The sequence below is a fragment of the Ureibacillus sp. FSL E2-3493 genome (assembly GCF_038077515.1).
GTDB lineage: Bacteria > Bacillota > Bacilli > Bacillales_A > Planococcaceae > Ureibacillus > Ureibacillus halotolerans.
Map to the genome: position 1 here is coordinate 3,359,749 of NZ_JBBOPK010000001.1, position 22,501 is coordinate 3,382,249.

Genomic DNA, 22,501 nt, shown 5'->3' on the forward strand with positions numbered 1-22,501 from the left:
CCGAAATCACTTAGTGACTTCGACTTCTTACTATTTTTTCAAGGATTATTTTGCTCTCTGGAATACTCGGTATATCATCTAAATTAAAGTTTAAATTTTGTTCGGGTATTTCATATTCCATTCGATTTACTAAAAAGTCTAAACTAATTTTCATCAGTTCAATCGTAATTTGTTCCCCTGCACAACGATGTCCTAAGTAGTAATCTCCCCCACCCTGAGGTATAAAACTAAAAGGACTTCCTTTCCACTGGGCAAATCGTTCAGGGTAAAATTCCTCTGGTTTGTCCCACTGATTCGAATCATGATTTGTACCATACAAATCTAAAAGGGTTAACGTCCCTTCTTTAAACTGATAACCCTTCCATGTGAAATCTTGTTTCACTTTTGCTGCTACAAAAGGGAAGAACGGATAATATCTTCTTACTTCTTGCACAAACATTTTAGGATAATCTTTAAAGGCTTTTAATTTTTCCTTTTGTTTAGGAAATTGATGAAGTGCTAAAAGGGAGAAATTAATATAAATCGAAATGGCAACAATTGGCCTTAACATATTCAGCACTTCCACCGTTACTGTCTCAACGTCCAGTAAATGGCCGTCCTTGTCTTTATGAAAAGCAAATTGATGCAATACTGTATCGACTGGAAATTTTACTTTATGTTCCCTCGTGTTTTGTATTAGCTCTTGAATTTTCTTTTCTGCCAAATTCCGATATGTTCTTCCTATCCAATGGGAAGGTCCAATAGCAGCAGGTGTTTCGAACATGGACGCTAATTCTTTTGTCATTTTCTTAACATCGTTTTCATGTAACGGATAGCCAATCCACTTAAATGCCACTTTACATAGCAATTCTTTTACTTCTTCATAAAAGACAATCTGATCCATTTGAGTCCATTTATCGAGAGATTGCTCCCATTGCAGCTTCGTCATTTCCATCAATGCATTTAACTGCTCCGGCGTCATAACAGACATAATCATTTCTTTTCTTTGTTTATGCTCATCATCATCTAATGTTTGAACACTATTTTTCCCAAATAAAGTTTGAACGATTCGATTTGGTGCAGCACCTTGTCTTTGAAATTTAGCTGGGTCATAAAAAACGGCTGCCGCTTCTTCTCCAATCATACATATCGCTTTTTTACCTAAAATTCGTGTCTCAAAAATGTTCGATTGAAACTTTCTACTTCTGTTTAATATAAAATGATAACCTTCTTTTAATAAACTAATACTATGATCAATACCTTCTTCTCGGGGCATTTGATTTTCCAACTTTGTCACCTCTTTTAATTTCACTATTATTAGTCTTTCTTAACAAAAATAGTTTATACTTCTTCTATTCCTTTTCAGACGTCTTTTAAACAAAATAAAACACCATCAACTGTTTTCATTTTTAAACAATTGTGGTGTTGAATGATAAAGGATATTAAAAAATAGCCGGATACGCATTTTTCACCATATCCTTTGCAAGTAAATGTTGTAGCTGTCCTTCAAATTCTAATTGTAAATTTTCTATTGATTGCAAATCATGGGGAGAAACAAGGGAGATTGGTTTATGGAAATGAATAATTTCTCCTTCATTTAAAGCTTTTGCAACAAACTCGGAACAAAAGTAAGCTCTCTTTCTTTCATATGGTTTGTTAATAATAAAAGTAATTAATCCTAAAAGGTTATATCTATATAAATGTTTTTCCATTTCTATATTTTTAATAAAATGACGCATTTTTTGAACCTGCTCATCTGTTGCTTCGAAACTATAAATAGCACATCTCGCATTTTTAAATAATCCTTGCCTTACGTCTTCATTTACAAATCCACCAATGAAAGGATTACGAGGTCTTTTACGTCCGAAACTATATACTTCTTTAAAGTCTTCATCGAATACAATGGATGCATGATTATAGGGCTTTTTTGTATAAAGCTTAATCATTCTCGTGAACATTGTTCCTGTATCAGTCAATAATAAGTAAATTTTCTTCCTTTCCATTAATGTACCCCTTCATGTGTTTTATTATTACTATAATAGTTGATTCCTTCTATCTTGTGAACCGACCGTAGAAATATTTTAGTATCAGACTTAAGACGTAGTACATTTTCTTATTCATATTTGGTTATTTTAGGATATATGCTGAAAATATCATATTATGAATAAAAATTGGAATATATTTCTACCCTCATAAAAAAATAGGCTAACAAAACTGCCAGCCTACTTCAACTTCTATTTTTCTCTAATTATTGACGCCTGTATTATTTCCAAATGGATTACCGCCATCAAATCCTCCCATCAACCCGCTAGATGCTTCTGTAATTCCAGATTCATTTAAATAGGTCATAACCTTCGAAAGGGTGAAGTCAACCGAAATAAGACCATCTTTATAAGTAGCTTCTTCATATAACCCATCTATTTTTTCACCTGATATTGCACCACCAGAACGGATTGTATAGGATTCATCTGTTTTTAATTCCGGAGAACTAATAATAACCGTTTGGTATTCTTTCTCTGGTTCCAACGCGATAATTTGTTGCCCATCATTATCTCCAACATAAATCGTTGTACCAGCTTTTTGCACTTCATCAAACGTCATCATAATAGCATTTTGCGAGGAACTATCTGAAATACCTTGTGCCATCCCGCTACTTCCAACAGCTATTAACATACCACCTTCGACATTAAAGGAATTTGCATAGTCTAATGAACCGTTACCTGAATTGGTTGGGCCATAAACGATTACTGTTCCACCAGTCATTTCCATTGTATTATTAGAATCTAAACCGTCCCCATCGGCATTAACATAAAGATAACCACCTTCAATTAATAAATTCCCCTCATTTTCAGTTGTCGTTTCAATGGATTCAGTCGCTTCACCTGTTGCAGTATCACCATTTACATTTCCGTGCATCATCCCAAACCCAACTTCTTCACTATTAACGTTTACGCCATCATCTGCCGCAATGATGTGAATTGTACCATCGGAAATTGTAATATTTCTTCCTTCTAATCCTTCCAGGCTCTTTTCAATGGTAATGTCGCCTCCAGAGATGACCGCCTCTGTATTGGCATGGATTCCATCATCACCACTATTGGCAATCAATTGGCCCCCAGAAATCGTTACGTTTCCATCACTATGAACAGCATCATCGAATGAATCAACTTGGATAGTACCACCTACAACGATTATTTCTGTACCAGCCTTTACACCCTTTGTACTAACTGTAGTATCATCCGTTATTGCTTCTTCATCTTCTACTGTTTGATTTTCTGAACTTTCTTCCCCAGTGGACTGTTCATTATTCATTTCAGGTGCTTCTTCTGGAGGTTGTCCACTAGAGCTTTCACTGCCATCTGGTCGTTCTTCTCCATTTGGCATTTGAGGCATTGTTTCGGTACCGTCCGTCGAATCATTACTATCCCCCGTTGCACTACCTGCCATCGGACCCCCTTGCCCCATGTTTTGACGTCCATCTATGCTGAAAATTTCAAGCTGTTGCTGAAGTTCTGGATAATCTTCCAAAATTGCTTGTAATTCTTCCATGCTTTCCGTGCTCTCTAACTGCTCTTTAATATCGTCTGAGATATCGACACCTTCTAGCATAGAATCAATCATCGTCGACAGATCAAGTTCATCCATATGACCTGGCCGTTCCATACCGCCACCCATTCCAAATTCGTCGGTATTTTCAATCGTTTCCGGACTGCCACCTCCCGTTACAATGTCATAGTTACCATCTGCAACGACTACTGTTTTTTCAGCTTGAATGCCGTCTCCTTCAGATTGGATTGTTACTGAGCCACTTTCTAAAACTATATTTCCCTTCTGTTCATCTTCTGTATTTGATGCTTTTAATCCATCACCTACCGACTCGACTGTAATATTCGCTTCTTTAACAGCTAAAAGATCTTTACCTACAATACCTTCATCAGCAGAGACGACATGAACTTGTCCACCTGTAAACAGTAAGTCATCATCACTTTTTATACCGTCTTCATAATTTCCTTGCACCGTTAATGAACCCAACCCGTTAATTGTTAAATCATCATTACTAAAGATGGCGGCATCAGGTTCCGTTTCTTGTTCATCATAACGGTACTCATTAGCATCCGTTAATGTATTTACCGTATATTCTTCTAATGAAATGACTGCCTTATCCGCCTGTTTAATATAAATGGGAGCACTCGTTGAAGAGTTTATTGTTACACCATTTAAAACAAGTCGGACAGTACCTGTATCTTCCGCATCAACAACAATTTGTCCATCATCCAATGTCCCTTCAAATACATAAGTACCAGTAGTTCGAATAAGTATTTGATTTTCTTCTAATATCACGCCACCGTCACCACTAAAATCTGCTGATGTGCCATTTAAGTTGATGAAGGTAACACCCTCCTCTTCCCAACTCGTGTACTCATCCTCACTATCGTAAGAAACATATTCACTGATTACATCTTGGGAAGATGCGGCATTCGTGGTAGAAGATTCATTACATCCACTAATAAATAAGGCTGAACCTAATAGAATGGGAAGGAGTGCTTTGAATTTTATTTTCATATCATCATCCCTTTATTGTACAAAAGGGGATCTCCGTTATCTGATCCCCCTTCCTTTTTGTTTATATTAATTACTTTAAGCTGTGAAATTGCCATCGTAGCTTAACATAACAGCGGAGCGTACCCCAGGAATATTGGAAACTTCCGAAACAATTTTTGCATCATTTTCTTTTACACGTACTTCATACGTCGCTTCAATTTCATAATCTTGTATGATGGATTTCGATTTTAAGGCGAATTTTTTCGATTTTGATTTTATTAGTTTTTCTACTTCATCTCCCGCAAAATCTTCTTCTAATTTCACGACTAATAAATAAGGATTTTCCACAACAATTTTGTTAGCAAATAGGACAATAACAGCCCCAATAACAATTGAACCAATAACAACTAAAGGAATGAAACCTGCTCCACATAAAATACCTGCCACTATAGACCAGAATAAATACATTAAATCCATTGGATCTTTAATAGGTGTTCGGAAACGAACGATGGATAATGCCCCTACCATACCTAACGATAACAATACGTTTTGACTAATCCCCATAATAACGAGTGCTGTAGCTAGTGTCATAATCATTAATGAAATATTGAACGAATGAGAATAAATCACGCCATTAAATGTTTTCTTATAAATATAGTAAATAAATAATCCTATTAAAAAAGCTAACCCTAAACCGATGAATGAATCGGTTAAAGAAAATGAAGATGTCTTTTCGATAAAACTTGATTTAAAAATGTCTGAAAAATTTGTTGTATCCAATGTTTTTTCCTCCTAATCATAAAAACTAAATATACATTCGACTTAATTGATATTTTGAATAACTTTCAGCTTGTGTATCTGAAATTTGAAGTAAATGTTTAACCACTTCCGGTAAATAATCGTCATATTTCACTTCTAAAATGACTAAATTTGGCTCAAGTACATCTACCATTGGCAAATGTTTATTGAACATATCCGTATTACGAATACTTGACTGAACTTTCATATCAAAGGTAATACGGACATTACCAAAAGGAAACATCCATGCTTCCCGTTCATAATCAACAACTACCATCGGTTTTAACTGGTGGTATTTCATGTTGAAAAATAAATCCCGTAAAAGTTTCCGTTCATCCGTTTCCATCCATTCAATCTCACCTAAACGTATTTGTTCGAATTCCTTTTGAGTTAATCTACATTTTGATTTAAACGTTAAATTATTCCGTTTACTTTTTCGTTCAAGATGAATGACGGAGGAACTTTTTCCATAAATACGGACGCGATATTTGTCTCGATTTATGTAGCCTTCCTTTTTCTCGTTCAACACTTTGTTATCAAAATTATCGAAGTAAGTGGAACGAATAAGGTATTTGCCATTTGGCCCAGCATTGGGATCCAGCTCTAAGAAATGTTGAAGCTTACGGCGCAACACATAATACTCCGCTTTCGAAATGGCATGTTTCAATTCTTTTCGACCATTCGGATTAAATGAAGTTTGAAACGGCATTTTTTTTCTCCTTTCCTTAGTAACGACTGAGTGGAGCCTGTTTATTTGTTGAATCATTGCTACTCCCTTTAACAATTCCTATATTAAAACCCGAATGTGTCGGCAATATGTCAAAGTAAATTTTTTATGAAGAATGTTAATTTTCATCAATTAGAGATTTATGGATTTCCAAAAAAACAAAAAAATACCCGGAAAACTTAATTTCCGGGCTTAATTTCACTGATCCACATGATATCACTTCTTAAGGCAACATGTGATTTCTATATTCAGTTGTGAATAACTAAATAGAGAAAATATGCTTTTCCTTAATGAGTTTCGGCGGATTATTAGACGTTGAGTTGTCTTCTGCGTTAATCATAACGGAAATCCCTCCTGTAAATCATGTCGGATTGTTTAGTGAAATCATTTATAGTATTGCTCGAATCATTTAATTTATACGCTTTGATATTTACATGTCGAAAAAATAAAAAACCCGGATTACTCCGGGCTTTTCGTTTCACAAAACCTTACATGATGATCTAAAACTGTCTAGCTTTTGCTTCAGATCTCAAAATTTGGTTATGGAGAGAAATCTCCGTTTGACCATTCATTTGAGATTTTTGAATCTTCGGCTTTTCCCAGTTTCGGTGATTCTTCTGAGAATTAGGATTTAATAAACCCTTTCGATCCATCGGTCACACCCCTGTTCATCATGTTAGATTTCCTATGTGAAATCATTATTAGTATGCTTTTCTTTTTTAATGCTATCCGTAATTTTTTATATTCCTTTAAAACATAATTCTTAGAAAAGAAATTCGAACACTTTTTTCCCTTTCCCATATTTTATAAAGGAAAGGGGCGATAAATATGGTTTCGATTGAACCAATTGAATTAAACGGACACATGTTTACTGCTGTTACTGTACGTTTACCAAAAACCACTTTATTAACCGTTTCCAACGAGAACGGTTATATTATGTGTGGCGCGTTAGATGTCGGCTTACTAAATAGTAAATTAGCCGATCGTAAAATTATTGCAGGTCGTGCTGTCGGTGTAAAAACAATCGATGAATTATTAAAAGCACCTCTAGAATCCGTTACGTATGAAGCAGAAAAATTAGGAATCGTAAAAGGAACAATTGGCGAAGATGCCTTATTGATGATGATTTAATAATTTCGAAAAGCCCGGAAACGATTAATTTTCGGGCTTTACCATAACTTGACCGTTTTTCGCCTATATATTCCGGTGTAAATTAAAACAATACCAAACATCATAATAATTCCTATATATATGGACATCATAGATGGTATTAAAAATGTTCCTACAATGATACTTGAGCGAGAAATTAAATCCGCACCTGAATTACCTACTATAGCAAAAGCAGCATAAGATCCCCTCTTATCAGCCGGCATCATATTGGCTTGTTCTGTATTAAAAATAGGAGAATAAATTAACTCACCAATCGTTGCAATAAAAGCAAATAAGACTAGTACATACCAAACGTTCGCTGACATCATGATGCTATACCCTAATGCGTAAATGACTAACCCAACCACGATAACTTTCGACTTGCTAAATTGATCAGTAAAACGGCTAATAAAAAATGTAAGTAATACTACAAGCAACATATTCTCTATATTAAGAATACTGAGCATTCGAATTCCACTAATTTCAAATCCGCCGATATATAGGGATTCAAAGGATTCAGCTAATCGTACCGCAACGTAACTATTTAACGATAACTCCGCTGCGATAATACACATGGAACCGATAACTACTTTTACAAACGGTCGGTCTTGTAATGCGATTTTATAATTATGAAGGACATCGATCATTAAATTCGTATGTTTCTGCTCAAGTAACTCTCTTTTCGTATCTTCCAACCAAATTCCGTAAACAATTGTAATACATATGGCTACAAAGGTTAAAATACTAAATAATTCAACTTGATGTTTTACATAAAGCAATCCACCTATAGCTGTACCAATGGCCATCGATAAATTGGATAACCAATAATCTGCTGTATAAATTGCCTTTCGGTTTTTAGGAGTCGTTGAATCAATAATAAGCGCCTCCATCGCCGGATATTCCATACTACTTGAAATCGTAAATAAAATAAAAGCAACAACAAATAGGACCATGATACTTTTCTCAGGTAAAAGACTTACCGTCATAAGAACTAACATGCATGCACTAATTAACGAACTTATAATTAATATTTTCTTTCGATGAAATCGATCTGATACATAACCGCCAACTAAATTCGATAAAAATCCTACAATAACCGTCATTACTAAAAAGACGCCCGCCCATAACTTACTCATTTCTTGGGCAAAAAATAAAGCCATAAACGGGATGACTGCAGAAGAAAGGACTCGAATAAAGAAGGAAGTGAATAATCTAACCTTTACATTTTGAGGATAATCTCTCCATTTCATGATGCGCCCCCCTATCTATTCCATTTATAGCAGACTATTCAGGAAAAAGATAGATGAATTGGATAATTCTGTTTAAGGTAGAGCGATATTAAAAAACGGCATTGAATGAAGTTTCAATACCGTTTTTTATAGGCTGACATTTATTATTTACGGATTTAAAAGTTAATGACTCAATGCCTCACTATACTTCCCTGTTATTTTTTCAATCTCTACTTCAAATAACTCTGTTTTAGGCAATGCTGGGTATCCTCCCTTTTCAAAATTCCAATCCGGATCCCCGTATTTTTTCCATAAACAGTCATAAAACCATTCTTTTTTTGCTTCTTCTTCAATATGTTTAATCGTTCCGAATAAAACGACACTTGTATATCCTAAAGCAGACTGACAGGCGTATTTTTTCCCTGGAACGATTTCCCCCATTTCACATACTTCAATGCTAACTTTCGAATTCACCTTTACATTTTCCCAAAAATGGCTTTCTCGCAAGTTTCCTATATGTAAATAAAGATTTTTCCCTTCCTCATAAACATAAACAAAGGGAATCACATATGGATACCCATCTTCTCCTACTGTCGCCACATGAGCCACTTGCGCATGTTTTAAAAAATGATAGGCCATGTCTTCTGTGACTTCTCTTTTCTTATTATGAATTGTTCCCCTCATGATTTCTCTCTCCTTTCTATTAATATATATTCTAAATACATCTTTTAATTCCTTTTATATAGTCAAAATTTTTCCTATAGCAACTAATTTTCTACAATATTTATAAATCGCCGATATTATGATAAAATCAAAACGATAAATACTAGGGGGGAAATATCATGGGTAAATCATTAAAAACAGATGCTAAAATTACTCCAGAGCGTGTTGATGAAGCTTTAGCTATTCGTAACAATTTAATTATTGAATTATTAGTTGACGTATTAGATGAGAAATTAGTTATTGAGCGCCATATTTTACGTGAACGTCTAGCGAACCTTATCGAACTAGCAAAATATGATGATGAATTAACAGAAACTCTTCACGGAGTAATTAATAAACTTTAATTTTCTTCATAAAAAAAGTCGCACACTTAATGAACTGAACCCTATAAAGTAGACAGTTTAATTAAAAGGGAGTTCGCCACCTATTTTAAGCGACGATTAGATGGCTTCGGTATGCTACCGGAGTCATCTTCTTTAATGTCCATTGTTTTCTTGCAGTATTGTAGTAATCCATATAATTTTCTACTATGTATTTCAAATCTTTTAAGCTCTCAGCTTCTTTGTAATCAACTTCATCTTTAAAGTGCCCGAAGAATGATTCCATCGGTGCGTTATCGAGACAGTTTCCTCGTCGTGACATGGATTGAAGGAGACCCATTTCTTTCACACGCTGTTGGAAATCAGGGTGTGTATAATGAAAGCCTTGATCGGAATGTATCATCGCCTCTGGATGTAGGTTATCATTTATAAATTCTTCTAACTTTTTTAATGTACGGCTGACAATATCCATCTTTAGACTCGTAGATAATTCATATGCCACAATCTCTCTTGTAGCTACATCTTTAACACATGATAAATAGGCAGTTTGTCCACTTCCATATTGTAGATAGGTGATATCAGTTAAGAATACTTTACCAGGCTCATCTTGTTTAAACTGGCGATTTAAATGATTAGGTACTTGGCGATGCACTTCAGTTGCCTTCGCTAATGTACGATAAGGATTGGCACGTCTCACTTTTGAATACAAATTGAATTTGCTCATTAAACGTAATATCTTCTTGTGATTCATTGGGGTTACTAGTAATTCTGTTAAAGTCATATAAAATCCACGATAACCTATTTTTCCATTCGAGGCTTCATAAATATCCTTCAATAATAAATAATCTTGATAGTCTGCTTCATCACGTAGTACTTGCTTTCCATTGTTCTGAAGCCATTTATAATAGCCACTTGGACTAACATTCGCTATTTTACAAAGATAACGAGTCATATTTTTTAATTGATACAGACGAATCGTTTCATTAATTGCCTGATATTTCTCGCTTGGCTTTAGATTCGTTTCTTCTTCGCCTGCCTTTCCATTTCTTCGAGCTTTTTTAGGAGCGTAAGCTCCGCCTCTAATAATCGAATACGCGCTTCTGCTTTTTCTAATTTCTTTTCAGCTGACAAGTGTTCAGCCTTTGGCCGACCAGAACTTGCTTTTCCGCGTCGTTCCTCTAAAAATCCTGATTCTCCAAGTGTTTGATAGGTTTTACGCCAGCGTGCAAGGGAACTTTGAGCTTTCTTTAGACCAATAATTTCTAAATCAAACCCAGCTTCATTGAAGATCTGAGCTGGTCCTTTTCCTAATTGATTTTCCTTAACCGCTTTTATTTTAAATTCGGCTGTATATTGGATGGCGCGATCTGATACTGATGCAACATTTTGGTTTGTTTCTAATAGTCTACGTTGATGTTCATTAAAAATTATCTTACTCATAAAAATTCTCCCGTTCATAAATAGTATGTTAAGTATAACGGGGTAGTTCATTGAAGAAAATAGAAAAACCCCGAATAGGTCCACTTTTTTTAAAGTGTCCACTATTCGGGGTTCAGTTCATAAAGTGACGACTTTTTTTATTTACATATTTTTTAGGGGACAAGCATACATTCTTTTAACATACAATAAAGGATGGTTATGTGGAATCAGCACTAATCTATATGGTTTTATTACGAATAATATCAGGAAGTATCGAAGTGACTGCCGCCGGATTCATGTATAAGTCCCATGATATCGAAAAAGCTCTCGCAATTAATTCCATGCTTGCCTTAGTTGGTCCTACAATCCTTATCATTACTACCGGGCTAGGCATTGCAGGCATAGGTGATAAAATCTCTTACCAAAAAATGATTTGTCTGTTTGCTGGTGTTTTGCTCATTTTATTTAGCTTACGAATGAAATAATTCAACGAATAAAATATCTATTTAAACCAACCTTTACTTCTAAACCAAAGCAACATACATAAACCGATTAAAGCCATTAATATTAAAGAAAAAAAGTACCCATATTTCCAAGTCAACTCAGGGATATAACTGAAATTCATACCATAAATACCTGCGATGAACGTTAAAGGGGCAAAAATAGACGTAATAATCGTTAATAACTTCATCACATTATTTGTTTGATGTGAGTTTAAAGATAAATAACTATCCCTTATATCTGCCGTGACTTCTCGATTTGTCATCACCATATCAGATAATTTTAATAAATGATCGTAAATATCGGAGAAATACTCTTTTCTTTCTCCAATTCGATTTAAATTTAAATGATGGGAATTTAACATTCGATACAATAAATCCCTCATCGGATTAACTGAATGTAATAAATTTAATAACATATTTCTCGTTTCAAACAGTTCATTCATCAAATTATTCATCGATTTTTTATTAATGCTATCATTCATCTTTTCTAATTCATCTTCAATTTTATAAATAAGGGGGAAATAATTATCGACAATTTTATCTAATATTTCATAAAAAATATAGTACGGGTCCCAACCGACTAACGACTCTTGTGCTAAAAAACGATTCCAAACAATTAACACTTCATCGGAAGGTACTTTATGAAAAGTTACGATACAACTTTCCCCTACAAAAAAGTCCAATTGGTCTTTCATAATCACTTCATCTTCTTCTCGGAGAAGATGAGTAACGAAAAACGTATAATTTTTATAATAATCTAATTTTGGTCGTTGAAATTCCTGTACACAGTCTTCAATGGCAAGGGGATGAAAATGAAACGTTTCGGAAAGATGTTTGACTTCTTCATCGGTTGGTTCACTAAAATCCACCCAAAACCATTTATAATCTGATAAAACAGCGTTATTAATCGAAATATTTTTCTCTAAATGATTATCATTTGTTATTCCTATGAAATTGATCATCGCATATGCCCTTTCATATTCAAACATTAGATTATATTGCTTTATTCCCTTTTATAAGATTGAATAAACCGATGGATTGCATCATGTAATTTCTTCGGTTCTTTCGTTGGAATTTGATGTTTTGCATTCTCAATAAAAATTAGTTCGTTATGAGGCAAGTTTTCATGAAGTAATTGTGCATACTGGTGAAATGTTTTATTTTTTGCACCGTACGTTAATAAAACAGGATGCTGAATCTCTTGTAAAAACTTCGTACAGTTATAATTTCTACTATAAAGGTAATATTGCTTTATATTTATCGAATGACCTTCTTTTGCTCCTTTTCGAAGACTATTGAAAGTTTGGGATGAATTCGCATTCCCCCTAGTAACCATATAGGTAAGAAATGGTATCGTTTTATCGTTGGAAAGATTAATAGCGGCACCTAGTCGAAGTTTTAAGATACGATCTTTCACTTCAGACATCCCACTAATGACTATTCCTCCAAAAGCTCTTTCCGGATGTTGTAACAAAAATTCTAATACGATAGAACCTCCTGTTGAATAACCACAAATAAACGCTTTTTCAATATTCAATTCGTCTAATAGGGCAACGATATCTTCTACAATAAGTGGATAAGTGATCGGCTCATCGGAATAATCACTTTTTCCATGACCACGAATATCAAAAGTAATCACTTTATACTTTTTCGAAAAATGCTCCAGTTGAAATTTAAAAATAGTACTAGTTAATAAGGGTGGATGAATAAATATAATGGGGATTCCATCTCCTTTTGTATCATAATGAATATTTATTTCATTAATAGTTAATGTCGGCAAAATCAGCACCCCACTCTTTTTCATAAAATACTTACGCAACAAGCCCTTTTAAAGCCATTAGTTTAAAATGATACTAGCTGCCTTCAAACCCGAAACAACTGCTCCTTCCATCGTTGCGTAATAAGGCTGTTTTGTATAATCGCCAGCCAAAATTAAACCGCTAATATCCGTTCTTTGATTTGGCCTTAAACGATCATGATTAGGCTCTAAACTATAAAAATCCTCACTTCTACTTACAATTCGATAATTCGTTAAGTTCGTTTCTAGATCTAACCCCAGTTCCTTTGCTTCCATTTGAACCTGCTTTAATATTTCTTCTTTCTCCATTACTAAAAATTTTTCAGGAGGTGTCAATATAATGGACAATCTTCCCGGTACATGGGTAAAGGTTGAACGGGATTGCTCAGCAAAGCTAGCTAACGATGTCAGAGGACCAAAAGTTGTACGATCATAAGGTAAAACTGGCTTTAAAAACTCCATTTGAATTGTGACAGCGGGCATCGTTGGTAATTGAAATAATGATTGAAACAATGGATGACTTGAAAAGTTCTTTTTTAATATTTTCTTCGCTCCACCTAAATCAGCAGCAAGTATGACATGTTTAGCTTCGTAACGTGAGCCATCCTCTAAAATAACTCCCCTTACCCCTGTGCTCTCTACGATTAAATTGTGCACTTTTGCATTCGTTTGAATAATGCCCTTTTTCCCTTCAATATAATGGGCGATTGGCCGAGCTAAAAGTTCTGTCATTCCTCCTAAATAGGCACCAATTCTCATTCGATAAAACCTTGGTATCGCAGGGAAAAACAATCCGAAAAAAACCTTTGCAGAATATCTTTCAGGAGGCAAAAAGAAAATGCCAGCGCTAAGGGGAATTACAGCATAATGTAACGCATCTTCACTTACATGATGTTTTTTAGCATAATCTCTTACATTCCATTGATCGAGAATATGAGGTTTGCTTAAATAATCAATAAAACCACTCATAAAAAATCGCATTAATGAAAGCTTATCTTTCAACGATAAAATCTCATTATTTCCTAAAACCCCTTTTAATAAATCAATGGGACCAAAAATGGGCGATACTCCAAACGTTGCCACATCCCTTTTTCCTTTTATACGAACATCTACGTTTTCTTCCCATTGAACAAGGGAATCCACATTTATCCCGACCTTTTTTAATATGTAGGGCAATGCTTTATAGTAGCCAATATGGCGATGAAAGCCCGATTCAACAAGCATTCCATCTTCATCCCATGACGATGTCCTTCCGCCAATTACCTTTTCCTTTTCAAGTACGAGCACGCTCTTTCCTCGATCACATAACTCTACTGCAGCCGTTAATCCTGCTAATCCTGAACCTACAATAATCGCATCAAATTGTTCCACTTGGCATCATTCCTACCTAATTAAAATGAATTCTCACTTTATGAAGTTTTCTCATTTCTCCTCTTTTTTAAGCGGACAATCATGAAGTCACGATTCCAATCGGTAAAAATTTTTAAAGCCTATAAAATGAATAAAAAAATAGGGCAAACCAATACTTCTATTGAAAACTTACTCTAGGGAGGAAAATCTATGTATTTTTATAAGGAAGATTTAATTAACATCATAGTTCCAGATAAACCAGATCCGTCAGCTGCAAAAGTTCTACAAGAAACATTAGGTGGCCGCTTTGGAGAAATGCGTACGATGATGCAATTTATGTTCCAAAGTTCCAATTTCCGTGGAAAGGCAAAGCAGTATCGTGATTTAATACGCGGAATTTTTCTAGAAGAAATTAGTCATGTAGAGTTAGTCCAAACAACAATTAATCAATTGTTAAATGGTGCTGGGGAATCTGGAGTAGGTAATGCAGGAACGGATCAAGCACCATTGGATGAAGTCATTAAACATGCAAACCCCCATCACTTTATTATGGGTGCACAAAGCTCATTACCAGTAGATGCAGCAGGAAACCCTTGGATGGGGAACTATGTTTATTCCCACGGAAATTTAGTCGCTGACTTACTTGATAACCTCGTACTTGAGTCCACAGGTGTACTTCAAAAAACTAGAATTTATGAAATGAGCTCCAACAAAACCTTTAGAGAAACATTAGCATTTTTAATCGTTCGAGATAACGCACATCAAAATGCATTTGCTAAAGCTCTAGAAACCCTTGGCGTCGATTGGGCAAAAATATTCCCTATACCGAACTACGACATAACAAAATATCCTGAGTGTCAAAAATATGTTGATATGGGCTTCCATAACGCATTTTTTAACTTCAGATTAGATGATCACCGAGCGGGCGAAATCTTTAAAGGGGAATCGCCAAGTCGTAATAGTGGCGAATTACTTGTTGTGGACCCTCCTACACCTTATCCTGTACCAGAATTACCGGACATGCCAAATGAACATAGCCCTGGTTTATGGGATTTAAATAACTAAAAAAAGTGCTAGCCTCTTCACGAAAGAGACTAGCACTTTTTTAACACAATTACATCGCTTGATTAATTCGTTTTTGTTGACGTTTTACCGGGTCTAGTTTTCGTTCGATTAATCCTAATAAAACGTCCGATAAAATTGCCATTAAAGCCGTTGGTAAGGCACCAGCAATGATAATCGCCGTCCCATCTGTCGCATTAGTACCGCGGATTATGATATCACCTAAACCACCTGCTCCAATAAACGCACCAATTGCCGTAATCCCAATTGCAACTACAAGGGCAATACGAATACCTGTAATGATGACGGATAAGGATAATGGCAATTCCACCATGTATAATACTTGGGCCTTTGTCATCCCCATCCCCCGTCCGGCATCGGTAATACTTTTATTAATATTTTTAATTCCAACATAAGTGTTTTTAATTATTGGAAGTAATGAATAAAAGAACACCGTTACAATGACAGTTGTTTTACCTAAGCCTAATACAAGCATTAAAATGGCCATTAAAGCGAGAGCTGGGATTGTTTGAATGATATTGGCAAGGGTAATAACGACTCCAGATAATTTACTATATTTCGAAATAAGAATACCAAGTGGGATACCGATGAGCGCTGCAAGTAATACCCCATAAATGGAAATAAGGAAATGGTCTAAAAATTGACTAAACACATAAAATCCGTTTTCCTGCATGTAATAAAAAAACTGTTCAGTTGTAGACATTTGAGACATATCTTGCATTACTCATCACCCCCTTCAAAGTAATTATGTTCATTTAAGAACTGTTCTGCTACTACAGCAGGCTCCATTAAATTATTATCCGCTTGGTAATTGAGCTTTTGCATCGTCTCTGTAGAGATTTTCCCTACTAAACGTTCAATTGCCTTTTTAACCTCAGGCTTTTCATTTAATAGTTCTGTATCCGCAAAAGGACTCGCATCATATGGAGGGAAGAAATTTAAGTCGTCTTCTAAAACGACTAAATCGTAGGAAGCAATACGCCCATCAGTTGTATAACCTAATACAACATCCAATTCACCCGAATCAACAGCGTCATAAACTAAACCGATTTGCATTGGGTATGTTCGAGCAAAATCGAAACCATATGTTTCAACGAATGCTTTATAACCATCCCCTTCTCGGTTCATCCAAGACGTATCAACACCCGCTTGTAAGTTACTCGCAACAGAAGCTAAATCACTGACTGTTTTTAAGTTATATTTTTTTGCTGTTTCCTTTGTCACCATAAAGGCATACGTATTTTCAAATCCATAGGAATCAAAGAACGTTTGATTAAATCGTTCCGCAAACTCCTTTTGTACAAAATCCAATGCTTTTTCTGGATCTTTAATCGGTTCTCCTTGTAATGCACCGGTTAAATCGGTACCTGTATAGCGGACCGATGACATATTGGCATCACCGTTTACCATCGCTTGGTGTAATACCGTACTTGAACCTAAATTATTGATTAGTTCCACATCTTCATCCGTATAATGCTCAATCATATATTTCATCATATAAGCTAATATTTGCCCTTCCGTCGTAACAACAGAGGCAATTTTAATTGAATCGTCCTTTTTATTCCCTGAAAGGGAGCAACCACTAATAACTAAAGATAAAACTAAAACAATTGTCAGTAGGAGTCTATTTGTCATGAAGTACGACCCCCTTCAATTTTTAACCCTTTAGGTGTTACCCATTTTTCTAATTTCCCTAATAGGAAATCCGCAAGTAATGCTAATAGCGTTACAATAATCGCGCCTCCTATAATTAACTCCGTTTGATATAAATTCAATCCATTAAAGATAAAGTCTCCAAGACCACCCGCACCTATATAAGATGCTAATGTTGCCCAAGAGATAACATATACCGCTGATAGACGTATTCCAGACATAATGACAGGAACTGCTAATGGTAGTTCAACAAGGAAAATGGACTGCATCGTCGTCATCCCCATAGCAATCCCTGCACCTTTCGTATTTTCATTGACCGAATTCATTCCAATAAAAGTATTATTTAAGATTGGTAACAATGAATAGATACATAGTGCAACGATTGCGGGTACTTTCCCAACGCCTAATAAAGGGATCATAATGGCTAATAAAGCAAGGGATGGTACAGTTTGAAGTACACTTGTAATACTTAAAACTACCTTCGCAATATATTTTGTTTTTGATAATAAAATGCCAATAGGAACAGCAATAAGTACCCCTAATAATAGGGCAATCATTGATATATAAAAATGCTCCCATGTTTTCAATAAAATATCAGAGCTGTTTTCAGTGAAAAAGGCAATCATTCACTCATCAACTCCTTATTCTCAGAAACCATTTCCTCTTCTTCTCCCCAAATTGTGTCATAAACGATATCAACGATGTTAGCACGTGTAACTAAACCGACTAAACGGTGCTCCTCATCGACAACAGGGATATTTTTTAAGTTACGCTTTAAAATTCTACGAACAGAATCTTGTAATTTCGAACCAGTTTTCACGTAAAAAATGTCCTTTTCATAACATTCTGAAACACTTTTCTTCGTTTTACGTGCACCTGTAAAGCTTTCTACATCTAAATATCCTTGTAGTCGATTGTCGCCATCTGTTACAAATAGTGTGTCTACTCGTTTTTCCACCATTAAACGGATCGCTTCATCAAGACTTTTTTCAATTGTAATGGAAATTGGTTTAATCATTACTTCATCGACAGTTTTAATGTTTGGTTTTTGCTGAATGAGGCGATGGGAACCGATAAACTCTTTTACAAAGTCATTCGCAGGGTTTGCTAAAATGTTATCGGGTGTATCAAATTGGATTAGTTTTCCTTCATGCATAATGGCAATGCGATCAGCAAGCTTAATCGCTTCGTCCATATCATGGGTAACGAAAATGACCGTTTTATTTAAACGTTGCTGAATATCTTTGATAAGATCTTGAAGAGTATCACGTGTAATTGGGTCAAGGGCACCAAATGGTTCATCCATTAAAATAATGTCCTGATTTGCAGCAAGGGCACGCAAAACACCAATTCGTTGTTGTTGACCTCCAGATAATTGTGCTGGGTAAAAATCTAAATAGGAAGGCGGTAAATTAACAAGTTCGATTAAACGACGAGCTGTTTCATCTTTTTTCTCTTTTGACCATTTCAATAGGTGGGGAACAAGCGTTATATTGTCACGAATTGTCATATGTGGCATTAATCCGATTTGTTGAATTACATAACCGATGCTCCTCCTTAACGTAACAGGATTCATTTTCGTAATATCCTTATCATTTAAGGTCATTTTCCCACTTGTAGGTTCTACCATTCTATTAATCATTCTAAGGGCGGTTGTTTTCCCACTCCCACTCGTACCAATGAAGGCAATAAATTCACCTTGATTAATATCAAGGTTTAATTGATCGACAGCGACTTTGCCACCTCGATATACTTTTGTTAAGTTTTCAATTTTTAACATGTCTATAAAACTCCTCCTCTCAACTATATGTTACATGGTTTCCACTAACAATTTAAAGGGATATTCATAATGCAAGATATAATTGTGACAATTTAATGAACATTTTATATATTTTATGTGACATTTAATATACCCTATTTTCAGAAAAATTGTGTAGCTATCCCTTCATATTAAGGCATTTTCATAGGATTTAAAAAAATGGGCTACAAGTAAGTTAAAGATAAAATATCTGAATATTAAAACTTATGACAACTTGACAGAAGAAATCGTATTTTTATAGAAAAAATCGACACAAAAGTGAACCTTTTAACCTTAAACTGGCCATAAAGAAACAAAGAAAGACAATCTCAATCACCTTACAAAATGAATGAGATTGTCTAACCTATATTTTAAAATCCGATTTCTGGATTATTTCAGTAGATGGCATTTGATAAAACAAACATTGTGGAATTGGACCTCCATTTTTCAAGTAAGACTCAACTATACGGTAACCAATACTATAACCAACCCATTTTGGTAACCCTCGACACTCATCTCCATATAAAAAAGGATGATGTTGTTGTACTCCCTTTAAATTTAAAGCTGGAACAAAGTATTTTTCCCACAACATTCTCACATCGTCTATAACATACTTTTTCGTCCATGGAGAAAGCCGCTTTTCGCCATATAGCTCTTCTACAGCTGCTTCTGCCATGCCTTCAATAATTAATGAATCAATCAACTCGATTTCTTCCGGTCGTTTATTTAAATAGGCAAGTCTACAAATATGATGATATTCATGGGCTAACAATGCCTTTAATTCCTCTTCTTTCAAGTCGGTTGACACAAACAAAAATAAAACACCATTATAGGTAATACCATTCTTTTTAGCTTCTATTCCATCAATCATTGGTCTATATTTTGTTAAAGGATATATATAAATCGGTACATCTGGCCCTTTCCATAAACTTCTTAATTTTTCAAATTCCCTTTGAAGCATTTGCCATACTCCTTGTTGTTCTAAGAACTTTACAGTTTCATCAATTTCTAACCCTTCATCAGGGTCAAACAATCCATTAGTTAAAAGTTCAAACTGAATCTCCTCTGTTGACCTTTCAGGAAAGAAAAATTGGAGTGGCTCACAAAGCATTTTACGATGAATTTCTATTAATTTGTCTCGGTTTTGGTTAGTCATTTCACATAATTTATAAAGGTCGGGTAACAAATTTACTACTGACATCTATTTCCTCCTTTGAAATTAGTATATGTTTTAGACTATTAACTCGTGTCGACTTTTAAAAAAATCATATATTAGTTAGCAGTCTACATGAAAAGGAGGGATATGGATGCATCCTAGACAAATATATGATCTATGTTGTCGCCATAAGGGCAAAAAGGTTTGTATTATTGAAAAAAGCGGACGAAGACATGTCGGAAGAATTACTCGAGTAGAACGAGATATGGTATGGATTATGCCCGAAGGTGGTTTCGGTGGCTACGGTATTGGTTACTGGGGCTGGGGCGGAAGCGGATTAGGTGTTGGAATTGCTATTGGTGCAATTGCAGGTATCGTTTTAGCGAATGCTTTCTGGTGGTAAATTGAGGTACTTTCTATAACAAGAGAATCTATTTTGAGAAGTTTCTTTCCAAAATAGATTCTTTTTTATCCTTTAAATGATAAAAAAAGCTACCTTTAAGGTAGCTAATTCTTTACTGTTCATTTTCTGCGACGAACTTCAGTTTTGTTAATTTGTTATACCAGAATTGTTCGTAGTAAGCTAGCCAATCTTTTAATTCCTTCAATGGTTCAAACTGCAAATAATAAATTTTTTCTCGACCATTTTTTTCACCTCGAACTAACCCAGCCTCAGTTAAAACATTTAAATGTTTTACTACAGCCGTACGACTAATCTTAAAGTGGGAAGAAATTTCAGCAATCGATTGATTTCTTTCTGATAATAGATGGAGCACGTCTCTTCGTGTCGGATCCGCGATTGCCTGGAAAACATCAACCTTTTGAGCTGCTTGACTCATTAAGCTTCCACCAACTGTTTTAATTTTTGAACAATGCCTTCCCAACCTTTGTTCATTGTATCGCGAATGACGGATTGAGGACGTTGCGCCTTTGCAACTAATGTATCTTTTTCTTTCCAACCACCATGGATTACTGTAAATTCAGTTTCATTGCCAACTTCTTTTAATAAGAAGGTTAATACCCATCCATCTGTATCCCATTGAATCGATATTTTCTTTTGTTCTTCAATTTCAAGTACTTTACATGGCGACGGACCGAAGGGAGACTGGATTGTAAATTCAAACCCTTCTTCTAATTTAAAATCATTTGGTGGCATAAACCATTTTGAAATCCCTTCAACGGTAGAAACATAACTCCAAACTTTTTCAATCGGTGCTTCAATTAAAATACTTTGCGTAATATCTGATAAGTTCTCTGTCATGCCGTTATTTCTCCTTTACCTCTTTAAATATACAACCCATAGGTGTTACTTAGATTATATATAACCAAAAGGTGTTATGTCAAATTATTAAAGAACGAAAAGGACAATGGCATATAGTAATGGCAGTATAGTGAATATAAAGCCGATCTTTGTTAATTTCTTAATAAATAGGAAGATAACGCCTAAAATCCAAAGTAATACGAATAAACCATCTACATAAAGCGTTTTTTCTAAGCTTCCACTCTCTAAGATTGGTATCGAAACGTAAAAAGCAAAAATTGCTGTCCAAATAATATGTACGATTCTATAAATCTTAAACATTATAGCAACCTCCTTTTCCCATTTTAATAATGACGTCACAGTACAAGAAAAGATTCGTCACTATTAGTATAAACTATTATCCTAAAAAGGAAGCTTACATAACACAAAGTTCTTATTGCCAAATAAAGGAGTTAGAAGAAAAAAACGTCGACCCATTAAATGGATCGACTTTCTTCTTTTAAAGCAAGTTGAATATGAGCTAGATGATGGTTTCCGTGCCAAGCATAGATGCCAACGTTCTTCTTTAATGAAATGGCACCATTGTCTGGATGTACAAATGTTCTGTTTAACTGTTCTTCCGTTAAACTTTCTAATAAATAGACCCAACGTTCGTGTAAAGCTTCAATAAGCTGTATGGAAACACTAATCGGTAAGTGGGAATCAACAAGGAGAGCCCATTTTTCTTCCGCATAAGGTTTAATGGTCGGGTTGTCTTCCGTTAAGGCTAATTTAAATCGAGTATATGAATTTAAATGGCTATCTGCGATATGGTGAACGATCTGACGAACAGTCCATCCACCTGGTCGGTATGTTTTTTCAAGCTTTTCATCCGTAAGTCCCTTTACCATTTCACTCAATCTAGTTGGTAATAGTTTAATTTCTTGAATCCATTGATGTATATCCTCGTGCGTAATCGTTTCATTACAAGTAAACTGTCCGATAGGATATTTAGCATCCATTTTCCAATCCCC

General features: G+C 35.1%; 26 protein-coding genes. 5 read left to right on the forward strand and 21 right to left on the reverse strand.

The window, feature by feature from the left end:
- Positions 1-10: 10 nt before the first annotated feature.
- From MHH69_RS17250 to MHH69_RS17275, 6 genes are all read right to left on the reverse strand, one after another.
- Positions 11-1,267, reverse strand: a complete 1,257-nt coding sequence (locus tag MHH69_RS17250) for a cytochrome P450 (protein ID WP_341362834.1) — start codon at positions 1,265-1,267, stop codon at positions 11-13.
- 154 nt (positions 1,268-1,421) lie between these two features.
- Positions 1,422-1,982 carry a hypothetical protein gene (locus tag MHH69_RS17255; RefSeq protein WP_341362835.1) on the reverse strand — a complete coding sequence of 187 codons (561 nt, stop codon included), beginning with the start codon at positions 1,980-1,982 and terminating at the stop codon, positions 1,422-1,424.
- A 241-nt stretch (positions 1,983-2,223) separates the two neighbouring features.
- Entirely contained in the window at positions 2,224-4,542 is a 2,319-nt protein-coding gene (locus MHH69_RS17260; protein ID WP_341362836.1) for a carbohydrate-binding domain-containing protein, read from the reverse strand.
- 75 nt (positions 4,543-4,617) lie between these two features.
- Positions 4,618-5,301: a DUF4956 domain-containing protein gene (locus tag MHH69_RS17265; RefSeq protein ID WP_341362837.1), complete on the reverse strand. Its 684-nt coding sequence runs from the start codon at positions 5,299-5,301 to the stop codon at positions 4,618-4,620.
- 25 nt (positions 5,302-5,326) lie between these two features.
- Positions 5,327-6,028, reverse strand: coding sequence for a polyphosphate polymerase domain-containing protein (locus MHH69_RS17270; protein ID WP_341362838.1), 702 nt, complete (start codon positions 6,026-6,028; stop codon positions 5,327-5,329).
- Positions 6,029-6,546: 518 nt separating this feature from the next.
- Positions 6,547-6,699 carry a YpzG family protein gene (locus MHH69_RS17275; protein WP_341362839.1) on the reverse strand — a complete coding sequence of 51 codons (153 nt, stop codon included), beginning with the start codon at positions 6,697-6,699 and terminating at the stop codon, positions 6,547-6,549.
- A gap of 175 nt (positions 6,700-6,874) precedes the next feature.
- Between MHH69_RS17275 and MHH69_RS17280 the strand changes: the two genes are divergently transcribed.
- Positions 6,875-7,177 carry a YunC family protein gene (locus tag MHH69_RS17280; RefSeq protein ID WP_341362840.1) on the forward strand — a complete coding sequence of 101 codons (303 nt, stop codon included), beginning with the start codon at positions 6,875-6,877 and terminating at the stop codon, positions 7,175-7,177.
- Between the two features lie 38 nt (positions 7,178-7,215).
- Here the strand turns inward: MHH69_RS17280 and MHH69_RS17285 are convergent, their stop codons facing one another.
- On the reverse strand, positions 7,216-8,445 hold the full coding sequence (locus MHH69_RS17285) for an MDR family MFS transporter (RefSeq protein ID WP_341362841.1): 1,230 nt from the start codon (positions 8,443-8,445) through the stop codon (positions 7,216-7,218).
- Between the two features lie 162 nt (positions 8,446-8,607).
- A complete protein-coding gene (locus MHH69_RS17290; RefSeq protein ID WP_341362842.1) occupies positions 8,608-9,108 on the reverse strand; it encodes a pyridoxamine 5'-phosphate oxidase family protein in 501 nt (166 codons plus the stop codon).
- A gap of 158 nt (positions 9,109-9,266) precedes the next feature.
- On the opposite strand from MHH69_RS17290, the gene MHH69_RS17295 reads away from it, so the two are divergent.
- Complete coding sequence (locus MHH69_RS17295) at positions 9,267-9,491, forward strand: phosphate-starvation-inducible protein PsiE (protein ID WP_341362843.1); 225 nt, start codon at positions 9,267-9,269, stop codon at positions 9,489-9,491.
- Between the two features lie 85 nt (positions 9,492-9,576).
- Here MHH69_RS17295 and MHH69_RS17300 read toward each other — a convergent pair.
- Positions 9,577-10,907 (reverse strand): IS3 family transposase gene (locus tag MHH69_RS17300; protein WP_341361552.1). Its coding sequence is split into 2 segments (ribosomal slippage): positions 9,577-10,529 and positions 10,529-10,907, totalling 1,332 coding nucleotides; the frame shifts between segments, so codons are not numbered across the junction.
- 200 nt (positions 10,908-11,107) lie between these two features.
- Here MHH69_RS17300 and MHH69_RS17305 point away from each other — a divergent pair.
- Positions 11,108-11,371, forward strand: a complete 264-nt coding sequence (locus tag MHH69_RS17305; protein ID WP_404817756.1) for a YqhV family protein — start codon at positions 11,108-11,110, stop codon at positions 11,369-11,371.
- A 17-nt stretch (positions 11,372-11,388) separates the two neighbouring features.
- On the opposite strand, the gene corA is transcribed toward MHH69_RS17305, so the two are convergent.
- Genes corA through MHH69_RS17320 form a run of 3 tightly spaced genes read right to left on the reverse strand, consistent with a single transcriptional unit; the run spans position 11,389 to position 14,558 of the window.
- Positions 11,389-12,351, reverse strand: coding sequence for a magnesium/cobalt transporter CorA (corA, locus tag MHH69_RS17310; RefSeq protein ID WP_341362844.1), 963 nt, complete (start codon positions 12,349-12,351; stop codon positions 11,389-11,391).
- Positions 12,352-12,392: 41 nt separating this feature from the next.
- Entirely contained in the window at positions 12,393-13,169 is a 777-nt protein-coding gene (locus tag MHH69_RS17315; protein WP_122973232.1) for an alpha/beta fold hydrolase, read from the reverse strand.
- A gap of 57 nt (positions 13,170-13,226) precedes the next feature.
- On the reverse strand, positions 13,227-14,558 hold the full coding sequence (locus tag MHH69_RS17320; RefSeq protein WP_122973233.1) for a hydroxysqualene dehydroxylase: 1,332 nt from the start codon (positions 14,556-14,558) through the stop codon (positions 13,227-13,229).
- Between the two features lie 189 nt (positions 14,559-14,747).
- Between MHH69_RS17320 and MHH69_RS17325 the strand changes: the two genes are divergently transcribed.
- A complete protein-coding gene (locus MHH69_RS17325; protein WP_122973234.1) occupies positions 14,748-15,602 on the forward strand; it encodes a manganese catalase family protein in 855 nt (284 codons plus the stop codon).
- A 49-nt stretch (positions 15,603-15,651) separates the two neighbouring features.
- Here the strand turns inward: MHH69_RS17325 and MHH69_RS17330 are convergent, their stop codons facing one another.
- From MHH69_RS17330 to MHH69_RS17350, 5 genes are all read right to left on the reverse strand, one after another.
- Positions 15,652-16,323, reverse strand: coding sequence for an ABC transporter permease (locus MHH69_RS17330; protein WP_174232707.1), 672 nt, complete (start codon positions 16,321-16,323; stop codon positions 15,652-15,654).
- 17 nt (positions 16,324-16,340) lie between these two features.
- A complete protein-coding gene (locus tag MHH69_RS17335) occupies positions 16,341-17,255 on the reverse strand; it encodes an osmoprotectant ABC transporter substrate-binding protein (protein WP_341362845.1) in 915 nt (304 codons plus the stop codon).
- On the reverse strand, positions 17,252-17,899 hold the full coding sequence (locus MHH69_RS17340) for an ABC transporter permease (protein WP_122973237.1): 648 nt from the start codon (positions 17,897-17,899) through the stop codon (positions 17,252-17,254). The genes MHH69_RS17335 and MHH69_RS17340 overlap by 4 nt, the downstream gene beginning before the upstream one ends.
- Positions 17,896-19,053, reverse strand: a complete 1,158-nt coding sequence (locus MHH69_RS17345) for a betaine/proline/choline family ABC transporter ATP-binding protein (RefSeq protein ID WP_122973238.1) — start codon at positions 19,051-19,053, stop codon at positions 17,896-17,898. The genes MHH69_RS17340 and MHH69_RS17345 overlap by 4 nt, the downstream gene beginning before the upstream one ends.
- A gap of 382 nt (positions 19,054-19,435) precedes the next feature.
- Positions 19,436-20,272 carry a DUF2268 domain-containing protein gene (locus tag MHH69_RS17350; protein WP_341362846.1) on the reverse strand — a complete coding sequence of 279 codons (837 nt, stop codon included), beginning with the start codon at positions 20,270-20,272 and terminating at the stop codon, positions 19,436-19,438.
- Positions 20,273-20,378: 106 nt separating this feature from the next.
- On the opposite strand from MHH69_RS17350, the gene MHH69_RS17355 reads away from it, so the two are divergent.
- A complete protein-coding gene (locus MHH69_RS17355; RefSeq protein ID WP_122973240.1) occupies positions 20,379-20,630 on the forward strand; it encodes a hypothetical protein in 252 nt (83 codons plus the stop codon).
- Between the two features lie 112 nt (positions 20,631-20,742).
- Here the strand turns inward: MHH69_RS17355 and MHH69_RS17360 are convergent, their stop codons facing one another.
- From MHH69_RS17360 to MHH69_RS17375, 4 genes are all read right to left on the reverse strand, one after another.
- Positions 20,743-21,066 (reverse strand): ArsR/SmtB family transcription factor, encoded by a 324-nt coding sequence (locus tag MHH69_RS17360; protein WP_341362847.1) that lies wholly within the window; start codon positions 21,064-21,066, stop codon positions 20,743-20,745.
- Complete coding sequence (locus tag MHH69_RS17365; RefSeq protein ID WP_341362848.1) at positions 21,066-21,488, reverse strand: SRPBCC family protein; 423 nt, start codon at positions 21,486-21,488, stop codon at positions 21,066-21,068. Before MHH69_RS17365 ends, MHH69_RS17360 begins: the two co-directional genes overlap by 1 nt.
- An 87-nt stretch (positions 21,489-21,575) precedes the next feature.
- Positions 21,576-21,809, reverse strand: coding sequence for a hypothetical protein (locus tag MHH69_RS17370; RefSeq protein ID WP_341362849.1), 234 nt, complete (start codon positions 21,807-21,809; stop codon positions 21,576-21,578).
- A gap of 155 nt (positions 21,810-21,964) precedes the next feature.
- Positions 21,965-22,489, reverse strand: coding sequence for a YfiT family bacillithiol transferase (locus MHH69_RS17375; protein WP_122973244.1), 525 nt, complete (start codon positions 22,487-22,489; stop codon positions 21,965-21,967).
- Positions 22,490-22,501: the final 12 nt, after the last annotated feature.

Coding starts and splice junctions, on each gene's coding strand:
- MHH69_RS17255 (WP_341362835.1), bottom strand. CDS start 1,982: ATGGAAAGGAAGAAAATTTACTTATTATTGACTGATACAGGAACAATG.
- MHH69_RS17260 (WP_341362836.1), bottom strand. CDS start 4,542: ATGAAAATAAAATTCAAAGCACTCCTTCCCATTCTATTAGGTTCAGCC.
- MHH69_RS17270 (WP_341362838.1), bottom strand. CDS start 6,028: ATGCCGTTTCAAACTTCATTTAATCCGAATGGTCGAAAAGAATTGAAA.
- MHH69_RS17275 (WP_341362839.1), bottom strand. CDS start 6,699: ATGGATCGAAAGGGTTTATTAAATCCTAATTCTCAGAAGAATCACCGA.
- MHH69_RS17280 (WP_341362840.1), top strand. CDS start 6,875: ATGGTTTCGATTGAACCAATTGAATTAAACGGACACATGTTTACTGCT.
- MHH69_RS17285 (WP_341362841.1), bottom strand. CDS start 8,445: ATGAAATGGAGAGATTATCCTCAAAATGTAAAGGTTAGATTATTCACT.
- MHH69_RS17290 (WP_341362842.1), bottom strand. CDS start 9,108: ATGAGGGGAACAATTCATAATAAGAAAAGAGAAGTCACAGAAGACATG.
- MHH69_RS17295 (WP_341362843.1), top strand. CDS start 9,267: ATGGGTAAATCATTAAAAACAGATGCTAAAATTACTCCAGAGCGTGTT.
- corA (WP_341362844.1), bottom strand. CDS start 12,351: ATGATCAATTTCATAGGAATAACAAATGATAATCATTTAGAGAAAAAT.
- MHH69_RS17325 (WP_122973234.1), top strand. CDS start 14,748: ATGTATTTTTATAAGGAAGATTTAATTAACATCATAGTTCCAGATAAA.
- MHH69_RS17330 (WP_174232707.1), bottom strand. CDS start 16,323: ATGTCTACAACTGAACAGTTTTTTTATTACATGCAGGAAAACGGATTT.
- MHH69_RS17335 (WP_341362845.1), bottom strand. CDS start 17,255: ATGACAAATAGACTCCTACTGACAATTGTTTTAGTTTTATCTTTAGTT.
- MHH69_RS17340 (WP_122973237.1), bottom strand. CDS start 17,899: ATGATTGCCTTTTTCACTGAAAACAGCTCTGATATTTTATTGAAAACA.
- MHH69_RS17345 (WP_122973238.1), bottom strand. CDS start 19,053: ATGTTAAAAATTGAAAACTTAACAAAAGTATATCGAGGTGGCAAAGTC.
- MHH69_RS17350 (WP_341362846.1), bottom strand. CDS start 20,272: ATGTCAGTAGTAAATTTGTTACCCGACCTTTATAAATTATGTGAAATG.
- MHH69_RS17355 (WP_122973240.1), top strand. CDS start 20,379: ATGCATCCTAGACAAATATATGATCTATGTTGTCGCCATAAGGGCAAA.
- MHH69_RS17360 (WP_341362847.1), bottom strand. CDS start 21,066: ATGAGTCAAGCAGCTCAAAAGGTTGATGTTTTCCAGGCAATCGCGGAT.
- MHH69_RS17365 (WP_341362848.1), bottom strand. CDS start 21,488: ATGACAGAGAACTTATCAGATATTACGCAAAGTATTTTAATTGAAGCA.
- MHH69_RS17370 (WP_341362849.1), bottom strand. CDS start 21,809: ATGTTTAAGATTTATAGAATCGTACATATTATTTGGACAGCAATTTTT.
- MHH69_RS17375 (WP_122973244.1), bottom strand. CDS start 22,489: ATGGATGCTAAATATCCTATCGGACAGTTTACTTGTAATGAAACGATT.